At 60.5% G+C, this 18,870-nt stretch carries 15 protein-coding genes; 11 read left to right on the top strand and 4 right to left on the bottom strand.

Going from position 1 to position 18,870, the window contains the following annotated elements; translation table 11 throughout:
• Window positions 1–120 precede the first annotated feature (120 nt).
• A complete protein-coding gene (locus tag HWW87_RS17085) occupies window positions 121–621 on the top strand; it encodes a hypothetical protein (RefSeq protein WP_175821270.1) in 501 nt (166 codons plus the stop codon).
• A gap of 1 nt (window position 622) precedes the next feature.
• Entirely contained in the window at window positions 623–1,384 is a 762-nt protein-coding gene (locus HWW87_RS17080) for a hypothetical protein (RefSeq protein WP_175821269.1), read from the top strand.
• 136 nt (window positions 1,385–1,520) lie between these two features.
• On the opposite strand, the gene HWW87_RS17075 is transcribed toward HWW87_RS17080, so the two are convergent.
• Entirely contained in the window at window positions 1,521–2,363 is an 843-nt protein-coding gene (locus HWW87_RS17075) for an FkbM family methyltransferase (protein WP_175821268.1), read from the bottom strand.
• 446 nt (window positions 2,364–2,809) lie between these two features.
• The gene (locus HWW87_RS17070) at window positions 2,810–4,507 is read right to left on the bottom strand and encodes a M4 family metallopeptidase (RefSeq protein ID WP_175821267.1); all 1,698 of its coding nucleotides are present in this window, start codon (window positions 4,505–4,507) and stop codon (window positions 2,810–2,812) included.
• Between the two features lie 771 nt (window positions 4,508–5,278).
• On the opposite strand from HWW87_RS17070, the gene HWW87_RS17065 reads away from it, so the two are divergent.
• Complete coding sequence (locus HWW87_RS17065; protein ID WP_175821266.1) at window positions 5,279–6,292, top strand: hypothetical protein; 1,014 nt, start codon at window positions 5,279–5,281, stop codon at window positions 6,290–6,292.
• A 220-nt stretch (window positions 6,293–6,512) separates the two neighbouring features.
• On the opposite strand, the gene HWW87_RS17060 is transcribed toward HWW87_RS17065, so the two are convergent.
• Window positions 6,513–7,025, bottom strand: coding sequence for a MarR family winged helix-turn-helix transcriptional regulator (locus tag HWW87_RS17060; protein WP_175821265.1), 513 nt, complete (start codon window positions 7,023–7,025; stop codon window positions 6,513–6,515).
• Between the two features lie 165 nt (window positions 7,026–7,190).
• On the opposite strand from HWW87_RS17060, the gene HWW87_RS17055 reads away from it, so the two are divergent.
• Together HWW87_RS17055 and HWW87_RS17050 are read left to right on the top strand one after the other, a co-directional pair.
• The gene (locus HWW87_RS17055; protein WP_175821264.1) at window positions 7,191–8,057 is read left to right on the top strand and encodes an alpha/beta hydrolase; all 867 of its coding nucleotides are present in this window, start codon (window positions 7,191–7,193) and stop codon (window positions 8,055–8,057) included.
• A 20-nt stretch (window positions 8,058–8,077) separates the two neighbouring features.
• Complete coding sequence (locus HWW87_RS17050) at window positions 8,078–8,677, top strand: cupin domain-containing protein (protein ID WP_175821263.1); 600 nt, start codon at window positions 8,078–8,080, stop codon at window positions 8,675–8,677.
• Between the two features lie 87 nt (window positions 8,678–8,764).
• Here the strand turns inward: HWW87_RS17050 and HWW87_RS17045 are convergent, their stop codons facing one another.
• Complete coding sequence (locus tag HWW87_RS17045; RefSeq protein WP_208449946.1) at window positions 8,765–9,259, bottom strand: hypothetical protein; 495 nt, start codon at window positions 9,257–9,259, stop codon at window positions 8,765–8,767.
• A 234-nt stretch (window positions 9,260–9,493) separates the two neighbouring features.
• Here HWW87_RS17045 and HWW87_RS17040 point away from each other — a divergent pair, with 234 nt between their 5' ends.
• From HWW87_RS17040 to HWW87_RS17015, 6 genes are all read left to right on the top strand, one after another.
• Window positions 9,494–10,426 carry a transporter gene (locus tag HWW87_RS17040; RefSeq protein WP_175821261.1) on the top strand — a complete coding sequence of 311 codons (933 nt, stop codon included), beginning with the start codon at window positions 9,494–9,496 and terminating at the stop codon, window positions 10,424–10,426.
• Window positions 10,427–10,492: 66 nt separating this feature from the next.
• Entirely contained in the window at window positions 10,493–12,106 is a 1,614-nt protein-coding gene (locus HWW87_RS17035) for a hydantoinase/oxoprolinase family protein (protein WP_175821260.1), read from the top strand.
• Between the two features lies 1 nt (window position 12,107).
• Window positions 12,108–13,220, top strand: a complete 1,113-nt coding sequence (locus HWW87_RS17030) for a DUF917 domain-containing protein (protein WP_175821259.1) — start codon at window positions 12,108–12,110, stop codon at window positions 13,218–13,220.
• A 129-nt stretch (window positions 13,221–13,349) separates the two neighbouring features.
• Window positions 13,350–14,639 (top strand): cytosine permease, encoded by a 1,290-nt coding sequence (locus tag HWW87_RS17025; RefSeq protein ID WP_175821258.1) that lies wholly within the window; start codon window positions 13,350–13,352, stop codon window positions 14,637–14,639.
• 15 nt (window positions 14,640–14,654) lie between these two features.
• A complete protein-coding gene (locus tag HWW87_RS17020) occupies window positions 14,655–17,375 on the top strand; it encodes a LuxR C-terminal-related transcriptional regulator (RefSeq protein ID WP_175821257.1) in 2,721 nt (906 codons plus the stop codon).
• Between the two features lie 423 nt (window positions 17,376–17,798).
• Window positions 17,799–18,785 carry a GTP-binding protein gene (locus HWW87_RS17015; protein ID WP_175821256.1) on the top strand — a complete coding sequence of 329 codons (987 nt, stop codon included), beginning with the start codon at window positions 17,799–17,801 and terminating at the stop codon, window positions 18,783–18,785.
• Window positions 18,786–18,870: the final 85 nt, after the last annotated feature.

Below are 18,870 nucleotides of genomic sequence, written 5' to 3'. Positions count from 1 at the left end.
CTGGTTGGTGGCCGATACCGGAAACGGGTGATCGCGATACGTTGTCGTGTGCGACCGCGCCCAAAATAAAACGCGATCAGAGATAGAAACCGAATCACCAGAATTCCATGCGGGGATACATTGACCAGCGATCAATTCGGGCTCGATAGTGCATACGACGCCTACCTTCGTGAGAAATCCGCGAGCGCCGGACTCGCGCTGGGCCGCGCGCTCAGGTTGTCGGGCCACGCGGAGGAAGCGATTCGAGTGGTGAAGGAGCTCGCGGATCGCGTCAAAGAGCCATTCTTTCGCGCGCAGATCGGCATTGATATGAATTATCTCGGCCTGTTTTCGCAGGCTGAAACGCTATTGACTCAAGCCATCACCGAACTTGATCATGAGCCTGATCTCAGAATCCTGAAGGTTGAACTCGCGATCTCGCAATACGCTCAAGGTCGTTTTCGCGAGGCCCACGCCCCTGAGTCGACGACTGCGCGACGCATGGAGTCGAGCCGCTATAGTTTCCAATATCTATCAGAGCAGTACCCTCGAGTACGAGAAAATCGTCGGCAAGCTTCTGCGATTCGACGAATCGGCCGCGGGGAAGCGTGTCCTCATCATTCAGGAGGGCGGGCTGGGTGACGTGATCATGTTCTCCCGGTATTTGCATCTCTTGCGGGACGAAGGTGCACAGGCCGTCGTATTGCAGGCGCCGAACACGCTGGCGCCGGTATTTTCCGCATTGGATTGGATCACCGTGGTAGAAGATGCCCGCAGCGCAATCGACCAAAGTGATTGCGTCCTCTGTACCTTTGATCTCTTTGTGCGCTATCAGGCGACGCCATACTTTCCCAGCTACACCGATTCATACTTGCAGGCGCCGGCTGGACGAGAAATGACGACGCGGGTTGCCGACATTTTCAAAAATCGACGCCACGGAGTGCGAGAGATAGGCCTGATTTGGCGTAGCGGTACCGCGGTACGCCACGAGCCCTATCGATCCATCTCGCTGGAGCAACTTGCGCCATTGTTCGGCGCGCCCGGGAGTCGCTTCCATGCGCTGCAGTTCGGCAAGATCACCGAGGATGAATATGCTGTGCTCGATAAACACGGCATTGGCGTCATCAGCGACGAACTGAGCGATCTCGGTGACACGGCCGTCGTCCTCGATGCACTCGATTTATTGATTACAGTGGATACCAGGCCCGCCCATCTCGCCGGCGCGCTCGGACGGCCAGTATGGGTGTTGCTGTCGGCAGCAGGCGATGAGCGCTGGTCCAACAGTCATCGCGATACACCGTGGTACAGGTCAATGCAGTTGTATCGGCAGGCAACATTAGGTGACTGGAGCAGGCCGATATCGGAGATGGTGGAGATGTTGTCCGGCGATGATGCAATAGGGTAGCCGCTGTCGTCCACATGCATCGTCAGCGAGCACTTCGTTCGAGTGAACGGTGATTCGTTCGGCTTGGCCGCGAGCCACGCGAATACGCTAGCCGTGACGTTGCGGCCGCCGTGCCGATTCGCGCCGCGCGCGTTCGTCAAGCAGCGAAAATCCGGCGCTGGTAGTCGAGGATCAGGCGGTCGATGTCCTGATCGGCGCGCCGCGGCCGGCTTTTCGGCTCGAGCCAGAGCCACCGCATCATCCGGTAGCGCGCCTCGACGCACATCAGCCATGCGTCCCAGTCCGACCAGTGTCGCAACAACGGGATGTTGCGAATGTCGCGCAGCCCGTCGCGGATCTCGTACACGTTGAAGTACTTGCTCGCGCGCTGACTCAATTCATCGAAGGCGCGGGCGGCTTGCTCCGGATCGGAAAGCAGGAAGTCGTGGATTTCGATGATCACGTGGCTGCCGGAGAGCTGCTCCAGCAGCGCGTCGTCGAACAGGTCGAATTCCGCCCCCTCGATATCGCACAGGATGACCCGTGCGGCCGGCTCCCCGCCGTGCTCGGCCAGGATCGCGGGCAGGTTGCGATCGGCCTTGCCGTAAACCGCGACGCGGTCCGCCAGCCCCATTTCCGCGGCGCGATGCTGGATCGCGTGGCGGCGCTGCTCGTCCATCTCGAAACACAGGCTGCGCGCAAAGACGTTGTTCCTGACCAGGCCGATGCCGAAAATCCCGTCGGCGGCCCCGAGGTCGACCAGCACCTTGTCGGGCGATCCGAGCGCTTCGAGAATCGCGCAAACGGCGATCTCGTAGGTGCCGAGCAGGTAGCCGCCGACCGCGACTTCCGCCCAATGACTGAAGCCGATCGGAAACCCGCGCAGGATGCCGTACTGGACGATCGAGCCCGTCTGCTCGCGCAGCAACTGCGACAAATAGTGCAGGCGAAGATTCGCGGCCTGGATCGAGCTTTGGCTGAAATACTGCGCGTGGTCCATTTTTATCGTTCTCTCGGGGTGAAGAAGCGCGTCGGGAAGGGCGGCGATGGCGGGAGCATGCCGCGGATGCGGCGCGCGTCGTCCTGCCTGGGACCAGAATATAACGCGTTGTCGGTCCGTTCAGGAAGCCGGCTTCCCGAGCGGCGGCATCAATACGATGTAGCGGTGTTCACGCGGAGCGTCCGGCTGACCGGTTCGCGAATACGCTGCTCATGCGAGGTCGGCACGCCTGGCAGCATATGGAATGCGTGCCCGTCGAGTGCCCATTCATCTGTCGGACCGCAAGAACGCACGGTCCACCGACCAACCGCCTGCACTCGCAGGTGGTTGGTCGGCACTTTCCCGTCATTCACCCGGGCGCCGCGTGACCACGATCAAATCGCTTTCCTCCGAAGCGAAGTCTCGCCACGCGACTCCCGGCGTTCGACGCATTCACGCAAGCGCCGTCAATTCACCCCGACCGCACTCCACGCGCGCGCGACCGTCGCGCTTTCGGCCGAGTTCGCGCCATACAGGTCGTTTGCCGCCTGGATCGACGCACGCCGCGCGTTCGGATAGCTCGAGTTGGCGTTCAGGTACACGGTCAGCGTCCGGTACCAGATCTTGCCGGCCTTGTCGCGGCCCAGCCCGCTGAAGGTCGTGTCGCCGTTGCAGACCAGTTGCGCTCTCGACAGGCCGGTGTCGGTCGACGGCACCGACGGCCCTTCCGACAGCAGGTAGAAGAAGCGGTTGCCGACCCCCGACGTGAAATGCGGATCGTGGCGCGGATTCGACCACGAGAAGCCACCGGACGGGTAGCAGCTGAACGACCGGCCGTCGAGATCCTGCTTGTACATCTTGCGCAGGCCGCCGCTCACCACGCGCGCACCGATCACATAGTTGCCGGGATCGTTCGGGTTGTTCGCGTAGAACTTCACGAGCGTGCCGAAAATGTCGGACGTCGATTCGTTCAGGCCGCCCGCATCGCCCGAATAGTTCAGGTTGGCGGTGGCCTCGGTCACGCCGTGACTCATCTCGTGCCCGGCGACGTCGACCGACACCACGGGTTTCGGCAGGCGAGTGCCCAGCTCGCCGTCGCCATACGCCATCACGCGCGACGACAGCCATGCCGCGTTCGCGCCGGTCGTGCCGCTGCCGGTATTGAACACCACGTGAGCGTAGCTCTTCACGCCGCGGCCGTCGTTGAAGATGCCGTTGCGGTTGTGCGTGGTCTTGTAGTAGTCCCAAGTCAATGCGAGTCCGTAGTCGATGTCTGCCGCGACGGTCTGCCGGTCGGTGGTCGTGTTGTTGCCCCACACGTTCGTGCTGCTCGTGAAGATCGGCAGGTCGGTCGCTTGCTCGACTTCGTCCGAGCTGAGGCCGCGACCATCGTAGACCGAGCCGCCGCCGCGGCCCGGATCGAGCATCCGGTACGCGTTCGTGCCGGTCTGGTCCGTCGTGAGCGTCAGGTTGCCGTAGTACAGCGAGCGGCCGGTGCCGGTCGCGGCGGCGGTCTTGATCAGGTCCTGGGCGTCGAGCACGGTGCCGGTGCGTGCATCGACGTAGTACAGCACGGCGTCGCCGTGCGTGTCGGTCGCCTTGCCGTAAACGCGCACCGCATAGGCCAGCGTCGGCGCGACGTCGCGTGCGAATACGACGAGTTCCGCGTCGTCGACGCGGCGCACGTCCGAGTCGAAGCGCGCGGCCGCGATCTGTCTGGCCCGCGTCGCGCCCACGTCGGGTGCGTTGCGTACCACGGCGCGGTTCCCGACCTTACCGATCGTGCCGGCGAGGTTGATCGGCGCGAGCTGGGTCACGCTGGCTTGCTTCAACTGCCCCTTGCTCGAATGGACGACCACGTCGCCGCCTATCACGGGCAGGCCCGCATGGAAGCGATCGAAGCGCACGTGTTCGGTGCCGTCGGGATCGACGATCACGTCGCGTACCTGGAACTGGTCGCCGTCGGTCGGGGCGGCTGCTTGTGGTCCGGCGAACTTCAACGTGCGTGCCGTGCCGCTGACGGCCACGCTGAAGGCGGCCGGGTTCTGCTGGATCAGTTGCAGCGCTTTGTCGACCGCGGCCGGCTGGTCGCCGGCCTGGGCAAAAGCACTGAGACTCGCGACGGTAATCGCGGCGATGGGCAGCAGTCGAGACAGTTTCTTCATGTAATTCCCCAGGTTATGGATGGGTTTGTTCGAGGAATGCATCAAGTGATGACTTTTAAACAAGACATGTCGCGAACAGCAGAGGCATGCTAGAAGGTCGTTTTTATAATTACAAGATATTTTCTTTTTTATTAATTTTTTCATGTCGTCGAGGTTAATCAAGTATGGATTTGGTTATGGATTTGAAATGATCGTGTCGGCTGCAGTGGCGGCATCGGTGATCTTGCGGTGAAGGCGTGTAGCCCCGGGGGATTTCTGGTGTAGAGGCGGGGTGGAAAGTGTTGCGAAGGCGAGTAAAGGGGTAGGTTGGGCGATGTGAAGCAAAAGTCGAGGTGATGGTTTCAATCTGCCTTATTAAATATTGATTTCCACTGTTTTAATCCGTTCATCCTGATGGGATTTGGAAGTGCTGTTTAAATTTACATTTTTGATAAAGATTCATTTGAATTTGTATGGAATGTATGGCGAGCGATGGCCGCGTGGCGAAATTCGGATAGTGAGGTGATGACGTATCTGGCAATCCAATACCGGTTACCTCTGATGAAAGAATTCCGACATTTTGCGCCGCAGCTTGTCATGCAGCACCTTACTATTTCGATTCCGCCCGCACGATCGACAGGGCGTGTGCGCTCATTGCCGAAGCGGCCGCCGTGGTGCGGAACTCGCGGACGCTACGGCCGGATGAGTGACTGGGCTCCCCGTTACTCGCCGCCTATAATTGCTGTGAGCTTGTCCAGGAATTCGCGGTTGCCAGGGTGGGGGGTGTCCAAAATGGGACAGTGCCGTCGCATCTATTCGCGCGTCATCCTTACAAGCTCGATCGCCGGTCTGACAATTCTGGCCGGGCCAGGCCACGCGCACGCCGAGGACAGTCCGTCAAGCTTACCGGTCGAGTTCAAGCCATCGGAAAGAACGATCGACGTCTATGCCGTGTCTGGCGACGGACGCGCGACCGAGGGGGGCGATATGCATTGGCGCGCCTACGAAGTCGGCTTCGGCGATGTCTTGAATGACTATCTCTCGGTCTACCTCGCGTATGTGAACGAGGGGCATCCCCTGGATCACCACCGTGACGGCTTCGCCGCCCTGGGTTCGTTTCGCTGGCCGGTCGGCAATCGCTTGGCGCTCGAATTGTCGGCGGGGCCGTATTTCAGCATGGACACGACGCATGTCGACAACCAGGTGCGGAATGAAAAGCGATGGGGCGTGCGTGCATCAGCAGCGGTGCGGTATTACCTCGTTCCCAACCGCTTCTTCCTCAAGGTGCAGTACAACCACGTCCAGATGATTGGCGGGTTCAATTCCGATGCGGTGCTCTTCGGCATCGGCTCGGATTTTGGCGGCGCTCCTGCCCCGGCGTTTTCGGACGGCAAGACGCAGGTCGGTATTTGGGCCGGGACGTCGCAGACGAATCGTCCTCAAGTGCCGATCGAAAAGGGTTATATGGTCGAAGTCAAGCGGCCGCTCGGCAATGCGTGGGCCTATTCGGCGAGCTTTCTTTACGAAGGCAATAATGGCGTCGCCGGGCGACGAGGTGTGGCCGCGCAATTGTGGTACGTCGCGCCGATCAAGAGCAAATGGACGCTTTCGGCAGGTGTAGGTCCGTATCTCTCGCATGATAGGGACGAGGTATCGAGCAAGACGAGATTCAATGCCTTGCTCAGCGCACAGGTGACCTATCAGGTCACGCCGACTTGGGCGGCGAGCTTGCGCTTCAATCGTGTCGCAACCGGAAACGACAAGGATCAGGACATGTTCATGGTCGGCCTGGCACGCAATTTCTAGCGGTGTTGCGCATTGGACCGACAAGCTGATACGCATGGGGATGTGCGCGGCGGCCGCAACCGACGAGCGTTGCGGTTTTACTTGACATAATGCTGTTTATCGACAATTTGTGTGTGGGAGCAAAGTTGTAATGTCGCATCTGGAGGTGCGGACAAAATCTTGGACTGGTTTATGCCGCCCCCAACGTAGACTGCTCGGCGAGCCGAAAGCTCCCTGCCCGTTACACGTCATCGGTGCAAACCTCGCTCATCACCGTAGCCAACCGGGAGAGCAACCTAGCCAGGCTCTCGGAGTCTCCTTTCTCCAGTGCCCGGAACAAGTTCTCCAATCGTTCCGCATTGGCCTGCACAAGACGCATCGTCATGCGCCGCCCTGTTGGCGTCAGTTCGACCAGGACCTGACGCTTGTCCGTTTCCGTCGATGTAACGTGCACATGTCCCTCCGTAAGCAAACCATCGACCAGATGCGACACCGTGGCGCGCGTCACACCGAGCGCATTGACGATCTCCCGCTGCGGCACGGGATGTTGTGCAGCCCAAAGAACTGTCAGCACCTGAAAACGTCCGGGTGTCAGCGCGTCGTCGCCAAGACCCTTCGATAACTCCTTCTCCACTGTCTGCACGCAGGCTCGCAAGCCAAATAGCAGGTCAAGCGCCGTGACCTGGCCGGGCGCAAGCACCTGGCTGTAGTGGCGCCGGACTTCGCTTGGCGGGAGCAGATATTTCGCTTTCATAGACATTCACCAGTTCAAGGCACTTTCCGGATTGGAAGACTGACCTTGACATTGTAAGTCATCGAACATATTCTAATTGTTAGATGACTTACAATATGTCGCGAAAGCTCACGAGGACCATGCAATCGACTCAGAGCCCCGGCGACGCACGAAGGTATGCATAGCATGAGCGAAAACCACCGATCTCTTCCCGTCCGAGCAGCCGGTGTAACCGCACTGGAGAATCTGAAAGTTTTTCAGCAACGTTATCCATTGCAGGAGATCAGTGCAGGCACACATGTGTGGCGCCTTCGGCGAACGCCTGGGCGCAATTCCAGGCAGGTGCCCGTTCTGCTAATCCCGGGAATCCAGGGTGGTGGCGATGTGTTTTTCGAAGCAGGCTTGATGCTTGGTGATGAGTTTCCGCTGCTGACGGTCGATGCCCCCGACATTAGCAATACCGCTTCGATGATCGAGGCAACGACGGACCTGCTCGAAGCGTTGCGGTTGAACTACGTTCATGTCGTCGGCTCATCGCTCGGTGGCTATCTCGCACAAGCATTAGCACTCGCTCGGCCGCAGTGGATCGGTCAGCTCGTGATTGCGAACGGGTTTTGCGACCCGGCACCGTTCGTCGCGAGCCTCCCCCATATTGACCATATTGAACGCATGTCGGCAGACAGTCTGGTGAAGCAGAACATGAAGCCCTTCGAGGCGACGACTGATATGGATGACGGCCAAGCGCGCGTCTCAGCCGTCATGAAAGCGTTAGTCGGCCCGGTGCAAAGTGTCGAAAACTATAAATCGCGCGTGCTGCTGATGATGCGCGCCGCACCGCTGGCACCGCTGCCGCTCGAACCGGCACAAATAGTGATTGTCGACGACGATGCCGATCCGATGGTGCCACCATTGATGCGCAATGCGTTGCGTGAACGCTATGCGAGCGCGCAACACGAAATCATCGCGGGCGGAGGGCATCTACCTGCGATTCAACGCCCTGAACCGTTCGCGGTGCTGCTGCGCCGCCGCTTCGCGTCAGGATCCCCTGTTTAATCGATACGAGGAACGTCACCATGTTGCCTGTTCGCTGGGTTTCCAAAGAAGAAATGACCGAAAAATTCGTCGCCCGTTTTCGGGATCTGACGCATGTCTCCACCGGTTTGCCGGACAGCGAGATTGACGGTCATCGCAAAGCCATCATGAATGTGTTTGGCTTCGAGCCGCCGACTGGCCCCGACGCGGTCAACCCGGTGGGCGACGATGCTCATGCGTGCATCGCGCCGAAGGCTGGCTTCAGCGTCGGCTTTCTTAAGGCGAAGCCGGGTAATGGACCAGTGCTACACAATCACAACTCCAACGAAACGTTCATTCCGCTCGGCGGCACGTGGCGTTTTACGTGGGAAACGGGTCCGGCGAAGATGGAGTTCGTCGATCTCAACGTGTACGACACGATTTCGTTTCCGCCTGGCGTGCCGCGTTGCTTCGAAAACGTCGTGCCGACTCCCGGCGATGACGAAGGACTGTTGCTCGCGATCGTGCAGGACGACGCCCCGTTATCCGAAGCGATGCCGGGCGTGATGGAGTTGATACGACAGTTTTCCGACGGCACCCTGCCTACGCTCTCCGATGGGGCAGTGCCGCTGACGACTCGGCAGGGCGGATTCGGTGGTTGAGTCACTCGCAGCGCACACGGAGCCCGTTTGACAGTTTGGTGCTCACCCCCGCCCGCTAAGGTCGGATGGAGGGCAATCCGGATGCCATCAGATCCCAGTGTTCCATATCCCGGCCATCAAGACATTCTGCGAGCGTGCGCCAGCCGGGCCGACGGCAGCGATTGCGGCTACGTGGCCGTTCGAAGCCCGTTGGAATATCTCGTTTGCGTAGATGGCCGTGCTCTTGGAAAGCAGGTAGTTCACGGTCAGCTCGCCCATATTCATCACCCCACTGTCGAAGTGGGTCTGCGTAAAGCCGGCGGCTAACAACATAAACGGTGTAACTTGCCAGCTTGCCGCGAGGTTGTAACCTGGTAGGCGACCCGTATCTGCGTGTATAGCGCAGTAAAGACATAAGGCATCAGCGCATAGCGCAGGTCCACTGCAACATTCTTCACGTTGTTCGCAACAAACGACGCCGTGGTGATCTGCGCGCCGAGGAACGACGTAACGCCGGTGCCCGACTGGTGGCAGCATCGAGCGATGATTCTCGCTGCCATAGAACGCCGACGCTTCGGCATCCCCCACTTTTCCAATCCACATCCCCCGATTCATTACCCCTCCGTCATTTTTTGGCCCGCAACAATCCACCCATCCTACGTGCCGCGCCCGCGCATCCCAACAACAAAACGTGGCAAGCCGGTCGGTGCCGAGTGCCAAGCGGCGCTCGCCGTGGGAAGCCCTCGTGCCGGACTTTCCTCCGATCAAACGAGAGACTCGACAGCGTGGACAAACAAAGCCGCCAATCAGGAGGTAGTAGTCATGAGAGCAATGCACATGGCCAGGATGCTGCTTGTCGCAGCAGCTGCGTCTGGAGTGAATCCGGTCAGCGCGTCGGAAGGCGCGAACTACGGCGGACCGGTCGGCGGGGATGACATTCAGGCCGCGATGCTGCCGCCTATAAGCGGTTTTTACGGCGCTGTCGTCGCCGGATATGCCGTCGGCAACCGATACTACGGAAACGATGGTCATCAGGACCCTGCACTGCACGCCAAGATCGCATCCGGCGTAGGCGCCGCAGGACTCCTGTACGTCTATCCGTTCAAGTTGCTCGGCGGTACGCTCGGCACCACCCTGCAGGGAAGCGTGAACGGCGGAAGAATCGAAATCAACGGGGTGAGTCAGACCTATTCGGGTGTGAGCGATCTCTACTCCGACGTCCTGATGTGGAGCAAGTACTTCGGCAACGCGCAGCCGGGCCAGCCACCCGTCGGACTCACGCTGAAGCTCGCATACTCGATGGTATTTCCAGTCGGCGAATATAACACCACCGATCTCTATACGTCCGGGCGCAACGTCTGGTTCTTTATTCCAAACGTCGCATTCACCTACCTGACCGGCCCCAATGCGCTGGGAGACGGCCTCGAAGTCAGCGCCCACGTGTTCCTGAACTTCGCTGCGAAGAATCGAGCGACGCAATACACGAGCGGCACGGTAGCCGACGTCAACTTCGCGGTCAGTGAGCGTTGGGGGCGCTGGCAGGGTGGTATCGCCGGCTATTACGCGTCGCAGCTCAACGACGACTACCAGCAGGGCCAGCTCGTCCCGCCCGACGGCCGCCGTTACGCGTCCCTTGCAATAGGCCCAGTCGTCTCGTACGACATTCCGGCGTGGAAAAGCAGCGTCAAGTTCAAGGCGCTGTTCCCCGTGCATACGAAAAACTCGCTCGCAGCGACGACTGGGTACGTCGTGTATTCGAAGGCATTCTAACTACCGTCCGACGGTGACGTACCAGCGTTCGAGTACGACCGTGACGAAAGCATGAAAGGAAAGACAATGACAGCACAACGTCATGAAGATCTCCGTGTCGGCATCGACGTCGGCGGCACCAACACCGACGCGGTGCTGATGCGCGGCCGTTCGGTCGTGGCCGCACTCAAGCAACCGACGACCGCCAGCGTGGGCGACGGGCTGGCAATGGCTGTACGCACGTTGATCGCGAAATCCGATGTGGATCCCGCCACCATCCGCGCCGTGATGGTCGGCACCACGCAATTCATCAACGCATTCCTGGAGCGGCGCAATCTCGCCAAAGTCGCCACAATCCGGCTGTCGCTGCCGAAGACCGATGGCGTTCCGCCGATGCTGGCATGGTCGGATGATTTGCGCGCGGCGATCGGCGAGCACGTCTATCTCGCACACGGCGGTGCATTCTTTACCGGCGAGACGTACCGCGAGATCGACCGCATCGAGCTGTCGGAAATTGCCGCCGAGATTCGCGACAAGCAGATCGGATCAGTGGCGATCTCAGCGAACTTCGCCCCCATCCGTCCCGACATCGAGCAGCGTGCGCGGGAAATGATCCGCGAGATGCTCGACGAGGACGTGCTGATCACCCTATCGTCCGACGTCGGCGGCATCGGGCTCGTGGAACGCGAAAACGCCGCGATCATCAATGCCTGCCTGCGGCCGTTCGCACGCACGGTCATCAACGACATGGAGCGTGCGTTTCGCGAATTGGGATTGAACGCGCCGGTCTATATCAGCCAGAACGACGGCACGCTGATCTCGACATCGATGGCAGCTGATTTTCCGATTTTCACGTGCTCCGCCGGACCGACGAACAGCATTCGCGGCGCGGCATTTCTTACGAACATCCGTGACGGGCTCGTCGTAGACGTCGGCGGCACCACCACCGACATCGGCGCACTCGTGCGCGGTTTTCCGCGTGAGACGTCGGGGCAAAATGAAATCGGCGGGATCCGGACCAATTTTCGCATGCCCGATTCGCTTTCGATTGCAGTCGGAGGCGGTTCACTGGTCCGACGCGTCGGCGGCGTCACGAAAATCGGCCCCGAGTCCGTCGGGTATCGCATCTCCGAAGAGGCACTCGTGTTTGGCGGATCGACGCTCACGGCCACTGATATCGCAGTCAGTGCCCGGCTGTTGACCGGCATCGGCGATCCGCTACGCGTGGCGCACCTTGACGACGACGTCAAGCACGACACGCTCAAAGCGATTACCGCCGCGATCGAACAGGCGATCGATCAGATGCGTACCAGCGCGCAGCCCGTTCCTGTGGTGCTGGTGGGCGGTGGCAGTGTCTTGCTGCCCGACAGCCTCGATGGCGCGTCGGAAGTGCTCCGCCCCGAACATTTCGACGTCGCCAATGCAATCGGTGCGGCCATCGCGCAGGTAAGCGGACGTGTCGATCGCCTGTTCGACATGGCCGCGCGCGGACGCGATGTAGTGCTCGAGGAAGCACACCAGTTGGCCATCGACGATGCAGTCTCCGCCGGCGCCGATCCCGCAACCGTGGAAGTCGTGGAAGTGACGGAGCTGCCGATGACGCACATGCGGGCGGGCGCGACGCGTGTGCGCGTGCGCGCCGTAGGCCAGCTTTCCGTGTGCCATGGCACCTCTGACAATCAAGCCGATTTCCGGAACTGAAATGACTACACTCTTTGATGCTGTTACCAGTCAGGACGTGGCGCGCGGCGCCGTTTTTCTCGGCACCGGGGGCGGCGGCGATCCTTATGTCGGCGAACTGTTCCTACGCAAGCAATTAGCGGCCGGGCTGCAACCGCGACTCATTCCTGTCGATGCACTGCCAGATGATGCCTTCGTCGTGGCCGTGGCCGGCATCGGGGCGCCCACGGTGCTCGTCGAGCATCTCGTCAGCGAAGCGGCGCTCAGAAAACTGCTGAAAGACGCCGAAGCAATGTACGGCCACCCGCTGGACGCGATCATCTCTGCAGAAATCGGTGGCGCCAACGCAATGTTTCCGCTCGCCGTCAGCGCAATGACGGGGCTTCCCGTCGTCGACGGCGACGGGGTCGGCCGGGCCGTTCCACACATCGAAATGACAACGTTCAGTATCCACGGTTGTCCGGCTTGCCCCGCCGTGTTCGCCGACGACCTGGGCAACCACGCCGTCGTTCATGCGGTGGACGATCGCACCGCCGAGGCGATAACTCGAGCGCTGACCACCGCATTGAACGGTTGCGTATATGGCGTTCTGTATCCCATGTCCGGCGCGGACGTCAAGCGCTGTGCAGTGCAGGGTACCGTCACCCAAGCGCTGGAGATCGGGCGTCACATTCGGTTGTCGCGGCACACCAGCAGCGAGCCGGTGGCTGAAATCGTACGGTACCTCGACACCAGGGACGACGGCCGGCGCGCACGGTTGCTGTTCGTCGGCAAGGTTTCAGACGTCCTTCACGAAACGCGCGACGGATTCCACTGGGGTCGGCTCACTATCGAAGCAATCGGCGATCGCGACAACAGGATGATCATCGAGATCCAGAACGAATTCCTGGTGGCACGGCACAACGGCCGAACTGTCGCGGTCGTTCCTGATCTGCTGTCCGTCCTCGATACCGAAACGGCGGAACCGCTTACCGCGGAAATGCTCCGCTACGGCGCGCGTGTATCGGTGGTGGCTTACGAAGCACCGGCCGCCCTACTGACGGCGCAAAGCCTCGAGGTACTCGGCCCGCGGCAGTTTGGATTGCAGGATACCTGGAAACCATTCATGGACGAGACCGATGCGCCACGCACGTGATGGATGCCTCGTCAACACCCCGCGGATAAACAAGCCCGCTGCGTCGGCCAGTCCGAAACAGGTTACCGAAACCGGTTCTATTCGTATGAGTACTCGCCGCCCATGCGCGTCGAGACAAGGAAGATATAAATGAAAACCAGCAATACCGCATCGATCGGAAACGCAGCGACCGGGGCTGATTCTGATCAGGACTATTCCACGAGCGAAGTGGCTCAGTCTGCGACGGTCAGCGGATGGCGCATCGGCCTCATCCTGGTCGGCGTCATGATTGCGTTGCCGGCGTTCATGATGGGCGCCGAGCTTTCCCACTCGCTCGGCGCGGCAGGCGCGATCGCGGCATCGTTTGGCGGCGGCGTGATCCTCATGCTCATTGCGCTGCCCGCCGCATTCGCCGGTGCACGATCGCGGCTCAGTACCTACATGTTGATCATTGACGCGTTCGGTTCCGTCGGCGGCCGGGTGATCAATGTGCTGCTTTCATTGTCGCTTCTCGGCTGGTTCGGCGTTATCGCGATGATGTTCGGCGATGCGATGCGCTCCGTAGCACCTGCCGCACTGGCCGACGTGACGGCCACCGCATGGGCCACAATCGGCTGCGTGTTGATGATCGCAACGAATTTCATTGGCTTCAAGGCGCTCGACCGGCTATCAGCACTCACCACACCGCTCAAAATTGCGTTGCTCGGATGGTCGTCCTGGACTGCGATTCAGCACTACGGTAGCGCAGCGCTGACGGCTACGGCATCGACCGGCTCCTACTCCGTCGCAACCGGCATTTCGATCGTGGTCGGCGGCATCGCGGTCGGCTCCGTACTGATGCCCGACATCTGCCGCTACGCGCGTACGCCGCGCCACGCACTTTTCGCGTGCTTTCTCGCGTTCGCCCTCGGATTTCCCCTCATCCTGGTGCTGGCTGGCATTCCCAGCCTCGCCACCGGCGAACACGACCTCGTTCCGATCATGCTCAAGCTCGGGCTCGGCCTGCCCGCAATAGCGGTAATCCTGCTCGCGGCATGGTCGACAAATACCTATAATCTCTACGCGTCAACGCTGGTCTGGTCGACCGTCACCACGACGCTGCCCCGTTGGCAACTCGCGCTGGCCGCCGGACTGATCGGCTCCGCCGCCGGCTTGTTCGGACTCAGCGGCCAACTGACGCAATACCTGATCGTATTGTCGATCGGCATTCCGCCGATCGGAGGCGTTTATCTTTGCAACTACTATCTGTCCCTGCGAAATGGCCGTGGCAACACGGATCGATGGCACGTAAAAGCGTTCGCTGCGTGGGGTATCGGTATTGCCGGCGCCGCCGCGCAGATGACCTGGCACTTCACGCTGACCTCCGTGCCCGCGCTGGACTCGCTGGGTGTCGCCGCAGTGACTTACCTGATACTGCGACGGATTGGAACGGCACGCTAAAGGTACGGCAGCCCGATGGCCTCGCTCGCGCTGCATCCGCGCCCTGCCGCCATGTCGTGGCGGGCGCGTCGACTCGCGAATAAGATCGTGGGCCAGAATCAAGCAGCAAAATTTCGTCCTATTGTCGATATCGACCATGCCGTCGAGCGCCGGTGTCTTGTCGATATCGTGCTTGACGCGCCGCCCTCGAGCGCTCGGGTCGTCATCATTGCCGCGCCCGCAGGATTCGGCAAGACCACGTTGCTTGCGCAGACGGAGCGCGTCGCGCACAAGCGCGGCGAGCGTACTTTCTGGATGAACTGCAACACAACGGACCGGCACCCCGCCGACTTTCTCGCGAGCCTCACCCTCGCACTGGCCGCCGGCGGACTCGATGTGCCCGGTCGGGAAGGTGCCGGGGATGTGATCTCGAGCCTTGCAGAGGCGGCAGGTTTTTGCACGCTCTTTATCGACCAATACGAAGCCGCTTGGTGCAGCGAAATCGATCAGTTAATCGAATATTTCGCAGCAACGCTTGGCCCGCGCAGCCGCCTTGTGATAGCGGGCCGCCAGATACCGGTCATTTCCTTGTCGCAGTTGCAGCTTCGGGGCGCAGTGCGTGTCGTCGACGCCGATGCGTTGCGATTCTCGCAGGACGACACCGTCGCATTGCTGGGTGAACTGGTCGAGCCGTCGGGTGCGCAGGCGTGGGCGCGATATACGGACGGATGGCCATTCGCGCTTCAGATGGTGCGGCTGCGAAGCGCTGCCGGTTCAGTGCCCAATGTCGCCCAAGCGGGCGGTCAAATGACGCTTGCCCACATCTTCGATTATCTTGCGCACGAAGTGTTTTCGTCAGTGTCGAGCGAGTTGGGTGACTTTCTGATCGACTGTTGCATCCTCGAAGATGTCGACGCCGCGGCCGCGGACGCGATCCGGCAGCGCGACGACAGCGCGGTCTGGCTCGGCGAAGCGCGATCGCTCAGACCCATCGTGCTTGTCAGCGAGGCTCCATTGAGCGCGCGACTCCACCCATTGCTACGCGACTTCCTGCGCAGCCGATTGGAAAGGTTGTCACGTGCCCGGTTCACGAGATTGCATGCCAATGCCGCACAACTCTATGCCCAACGCGGAAACGTCTTTCTTGCCGTTGCTCATGCGGTTCAGGCGGGAATGCTCGACTTCGCCACGAACGTGATTCTCGAAGCGGGCGCAGTACGGCTGCTCATCAGCGAGGGATCCAGCCGCGCGAAGGCATTGCTCGATCTTCTCCCGGTCTCCCACGTGAGAAGCGAGCCTCGGTTGCGTCTGATGCTGATTTGCATTGGTCTCGTCGACGAGCGGAGCGTCGACAACGCATTCGACCTATCGAGACTGGAAGCCACACTCTCCGCCGAAGGCCCGAACGACATACTGGATGAGGCAGTCCGAGTCGATCTCGCCTACGTCCGTTCGATCGTAGCAATCGAGGAATCCGAGCGAACGATTGAGTTTCACCCGTGGCAGACCATCGGCGAGGTTTTGCAGGACGCGCGGGCCCGCTTCTTTGAAGATCCGCGCTATCTGTGCCTGTGTCTACCGGTCGAGATTCTCTTTTTACAGCGTTATGGTCGTATTGGAGCGGCGCGCGTCCGGATCGACGAGTTCGTCGAGATCAATGCGTCGGAGTGTTTCCGCCAGAACGCACCATGGTCGATCATTTTCTCTGCGTTGAGCGACTGTGCGCAGGGCCGCCTTTCTGAGGTTAACGAAGCACTGCAGCGCGCCGTATCCAGCAACGTCATGGCAGCGGAAGGGCAAGTCCGCTCATTCATTCAAATGCTGTATGCCACACTCGGTCGGGCCCGCTACGGAATGGGCACACTGCAGGACGCCCTGTCCTGCTTCGGTCATTGCGAAGACAGCGCGAGCACCGCACTCGTCGAGGTGTGGGAGGGGGGCATGCTTTGCGCTGCCCGAGCGGAGTTTTTTCTGGGGAAATCCGATGAGGCGCTGCGGCGCCTGTCAGAGGCGCGAATGCGCGCGGATGTGCGCAACCGCTACCATTTGGGTCTTGCGGCTACGGCCACGCTCATTGAACTTTACGTTCGATTGGAAGAGATACCCGAGGCGCAGCGACTCGCAAACGAAATCCGTCTTGCCGATCAGTGGCAGCGCATCGTCAACGGCGCGGAAGCGCCATGGGCCGAAGTCGAGGCCATCGGACAGGCCCACTATTGGGTGCTCCTTGCATCGCAAGCATTTGGTGACGCATACGAAATCGCACAGGCGTTCGAGGCATCTGCGATATCCCGTGAAAGACCAGCAGCAGAGGCCCGCGCCCGGCTGATGAAGGCGCATGCATCGATGGCGGGAAACCTTGATCGACATCCGGAAACGGATATCGCCAGGGCACTCGATTTGACATGTGGCGGCGGCCTTCAATGCTTCGTCGAAGCTGGCGAGCTCGTGAACATTGTAGTTCGCGAGATCGCGGAAAGCGGCACATCTGAACACCGTGAATGGGCCAAACGGATCGTCGCAACATGGGAATGGCATTTCCGCGAGCGCGTCAGCAGTTCACTGCTCTTTACCGCGCGCGAACGTGACGTGCTGGCCGGCCTCGCAAGCGGCTATACGACGAAGGTGATTGCCCGAAATCTCTCGATCTCACCCGAGACAGTCAAACAGCACCTGAAGTCCATTTTCAGCAAGCTCGACGTCACCGGACGCAAGAACGCCGTCTCCGAAGCGCGTCGCCGTGCAATCGTCCCTTGATATCCGGGCGCGCGCGCAACAGGATACTTCTGGAAAGGCACCGCTCCGCAGTCGGTCACGTGCCGTCATTCGGATCTTCGCCGTTCGCGTTCAGGTCCGTACGCGACTCACCCTTCACGCTCCGACTTGTAGGTAGCGTGTTATGGAGTGCCTGCATGGTCACCGCCTATATCGGGCACGAGACCTTCTTCCTGTTCGCCCAGCAACATGCAAAGCCCGGGCAGCCGCCGTGACCGGGAGCGTCGCTGCCACCCCATACTTCCATCACGGCCCTCTCCCGCCCATCCCGGCGTAGATTCGATTGCTTTTCGCCTTGCTTTCGGTCATCTGGCTCTCCACTCACTGTTGTCGGTTACTTGATACGAAATGATATAACATTACATAAACTGGGAGCACTACCGCTATCCACGACAGGAGTCCGCCATGCAAGTCGCCGACGTAACACCGCGTATCCCCGTGACCATCCTGACCGGCTTCCTCGGTGCCGGCAAGACCACCCTCCTCAACCGGATCCTGACGGAACATCATGGAGGCAGGGTCGCGGTCATCGAAAACGAATTCGGCGAGGCCGGAATCGATAACGATCTGCTCGTGCAGGACGGCAACGAGCAGATCGTCGAAATGAACAACGGGTGCATCTGCTGCACGGTCCGCGGCGACCTCGTGCGCATTCTCTCGACACTCGCCACCCGACGCGACGCGGGCGAGCTTACGTTCGACCGGGTCATTGTGGAGACGACGGGCCTCGCCGACCCGGCACCCGTCGCCCAGACCTTCTTCGTGGACGACGACGTGCATGAGCGCTACCTACTTGACGCCATCGTCACCGTGGTCGATGCCCGCCACGGTGCCGGCCAGCTCGACGAACATCATGAAGCGCAGGAACAGGTGGGATTTGCCGACCGCATTCTCGTGTCGAAGGCAGATCTCGCGGGTGAAGCGCAAACCCAGGCGCTGATGCAGCGACTACGCCAGATGAATCCGCGCGCGCCCATCCGCGAGTCCCACTTCGGCAAAACCGATCTCAGCCAGCTCCTCGACACCCGAAGCTTCAACCTCGACGCGATCGTCGAAATCGAGCCGGACTTCCTTGAGGATGTCTCGCATACGCACGACGACGATGTGACATCGTTCGTCTACCGCAACACGACCCCGCTCGACCAAGAGAAACTCGATGCCTTCTTCGGCACGATCGTTACGATCTACGGCACGTCCATGCTGCGCTACAAGGGGGTACTGAATGTGGCGGGGCTGGACCGACGCGCCGTCTTCCAAGGGGTCCACATGATCTTCGGTGCCGACCTCGGCGCACCATGGCGCGAGGGTGAGCTTCGTGAAACGAAGATCGTTTTCATCGGCAAACAGTTGCCTGCGGACGTTTTCAAGGCCGGGCTCGACGGTTGCCTGTAAGTCGGCCGGTTTGCCGTGCCGCCGACATTTGGGTATTCGGATTCCGCGGTTGACGTTCGCCACGTACGCCGCATTGCGATCGGCT

It is taken from the genome of Burkholderia sp. BCC0419, assembly GCF_902830285.1.
GTDB lineage: Bacteria > Pseudomonadota > Gammaproteobacteria > Burkholderiales > Burkholderiaceae > Burkholderia.
Note: the sequence above shows the minus strand (reverse complement) of the source record. Positions and strands in the feature narration are given on the sequence as shown.

Coding starts and splice junctions, on each gene's coding strand:
- HWW87_RS17075 (WP_175821268.1), bottom strand. CDS start 2,363: ATGGACCACGCGCAGTATTTCAGCCAAAGCTCGATCCAGGCCGCGAAT.
- HWW87_RS17070 (WP_175821267.1), bottom strand. CDS start 4,507: ATGAAGAAACTGTCTCGACTGCTGCCCATCGCCGCGATTACCGTCGCG.
- HWW87_RS17065 (WP_175821266.1), top strand. CDS start 5,279: ATGGGACAGTGCCGTCGCATCTATTCGCGCGTCATCCTTACAAGCTCG.
- HWW87_RS17060 (WP_175821265.1), bottom strand. CDS start 7,025: ATGAAAGCGAAATATCTGCTCCCGCCAAGCGAAGTCCGGCGCCACTAC.
- HWW87_RS17055 (WP_175821264.1), top strand. CDS start 7,191: ATGAGCGAAAACCACCGATCTCTTCCCGTCCGAGCAGCCGGTGTAACC.
- HWW87_RS17050 (WP_175821263.1), top strand. CDS start 8,078: ATGTTGCCTGTTCGCTGGGTTTCCAAAGAAGAAATGACCGAAAAATTC.
- HWW87_RS17045 (WP_208449946.1), bottom strand. CDS start 9,259: ATGTGGATTGGAAAAGTGGGGGATGCCGAAGCGTCGGCGTTCTATGGC.
- HWW87_RS17040 (WP_175821261.1), top strand. CDS start 9,494: ATGGCCAGGATGCTGCTTGTCGCAGCAGCTGCGTCTGGAGTGAATCCG.
- HWW87_RS17035 (WP_175821260.1), top strand. CDS start 10,493: ATGACAGCACAACGTCATGAAGATCTCCGTGTCGGCATCGACGTCGGC.
- HWW87_RS17030 (WP_175821259.1), top strand. CDS start 12,108: ATGACTACACTCTTTGATGCTGTTACCAGTCAGGACGTGGCGCGCGGC.
- HWW87_RS17025 (WP_175821258.1), top strand. CDS start 13,350: ATGAAAACCAGCAATACCGCATCGATCGGAAACGCAGCGACCGGGGCT.
- HWW87_RS17020 (WP_175821257.1), top strand. CDS start 14,655: ATGGCCTCGCTCGCGCTGCATCCGCGCCCTGCCGCCATGTCGTGGCGG.
- HWW87_RS17015 (WP_175821256.1), top strand. CDS start 17,799: ATGCAAGTCGCCGACGTAACACCGCGTATCCCCGTGACCATCCTGACC.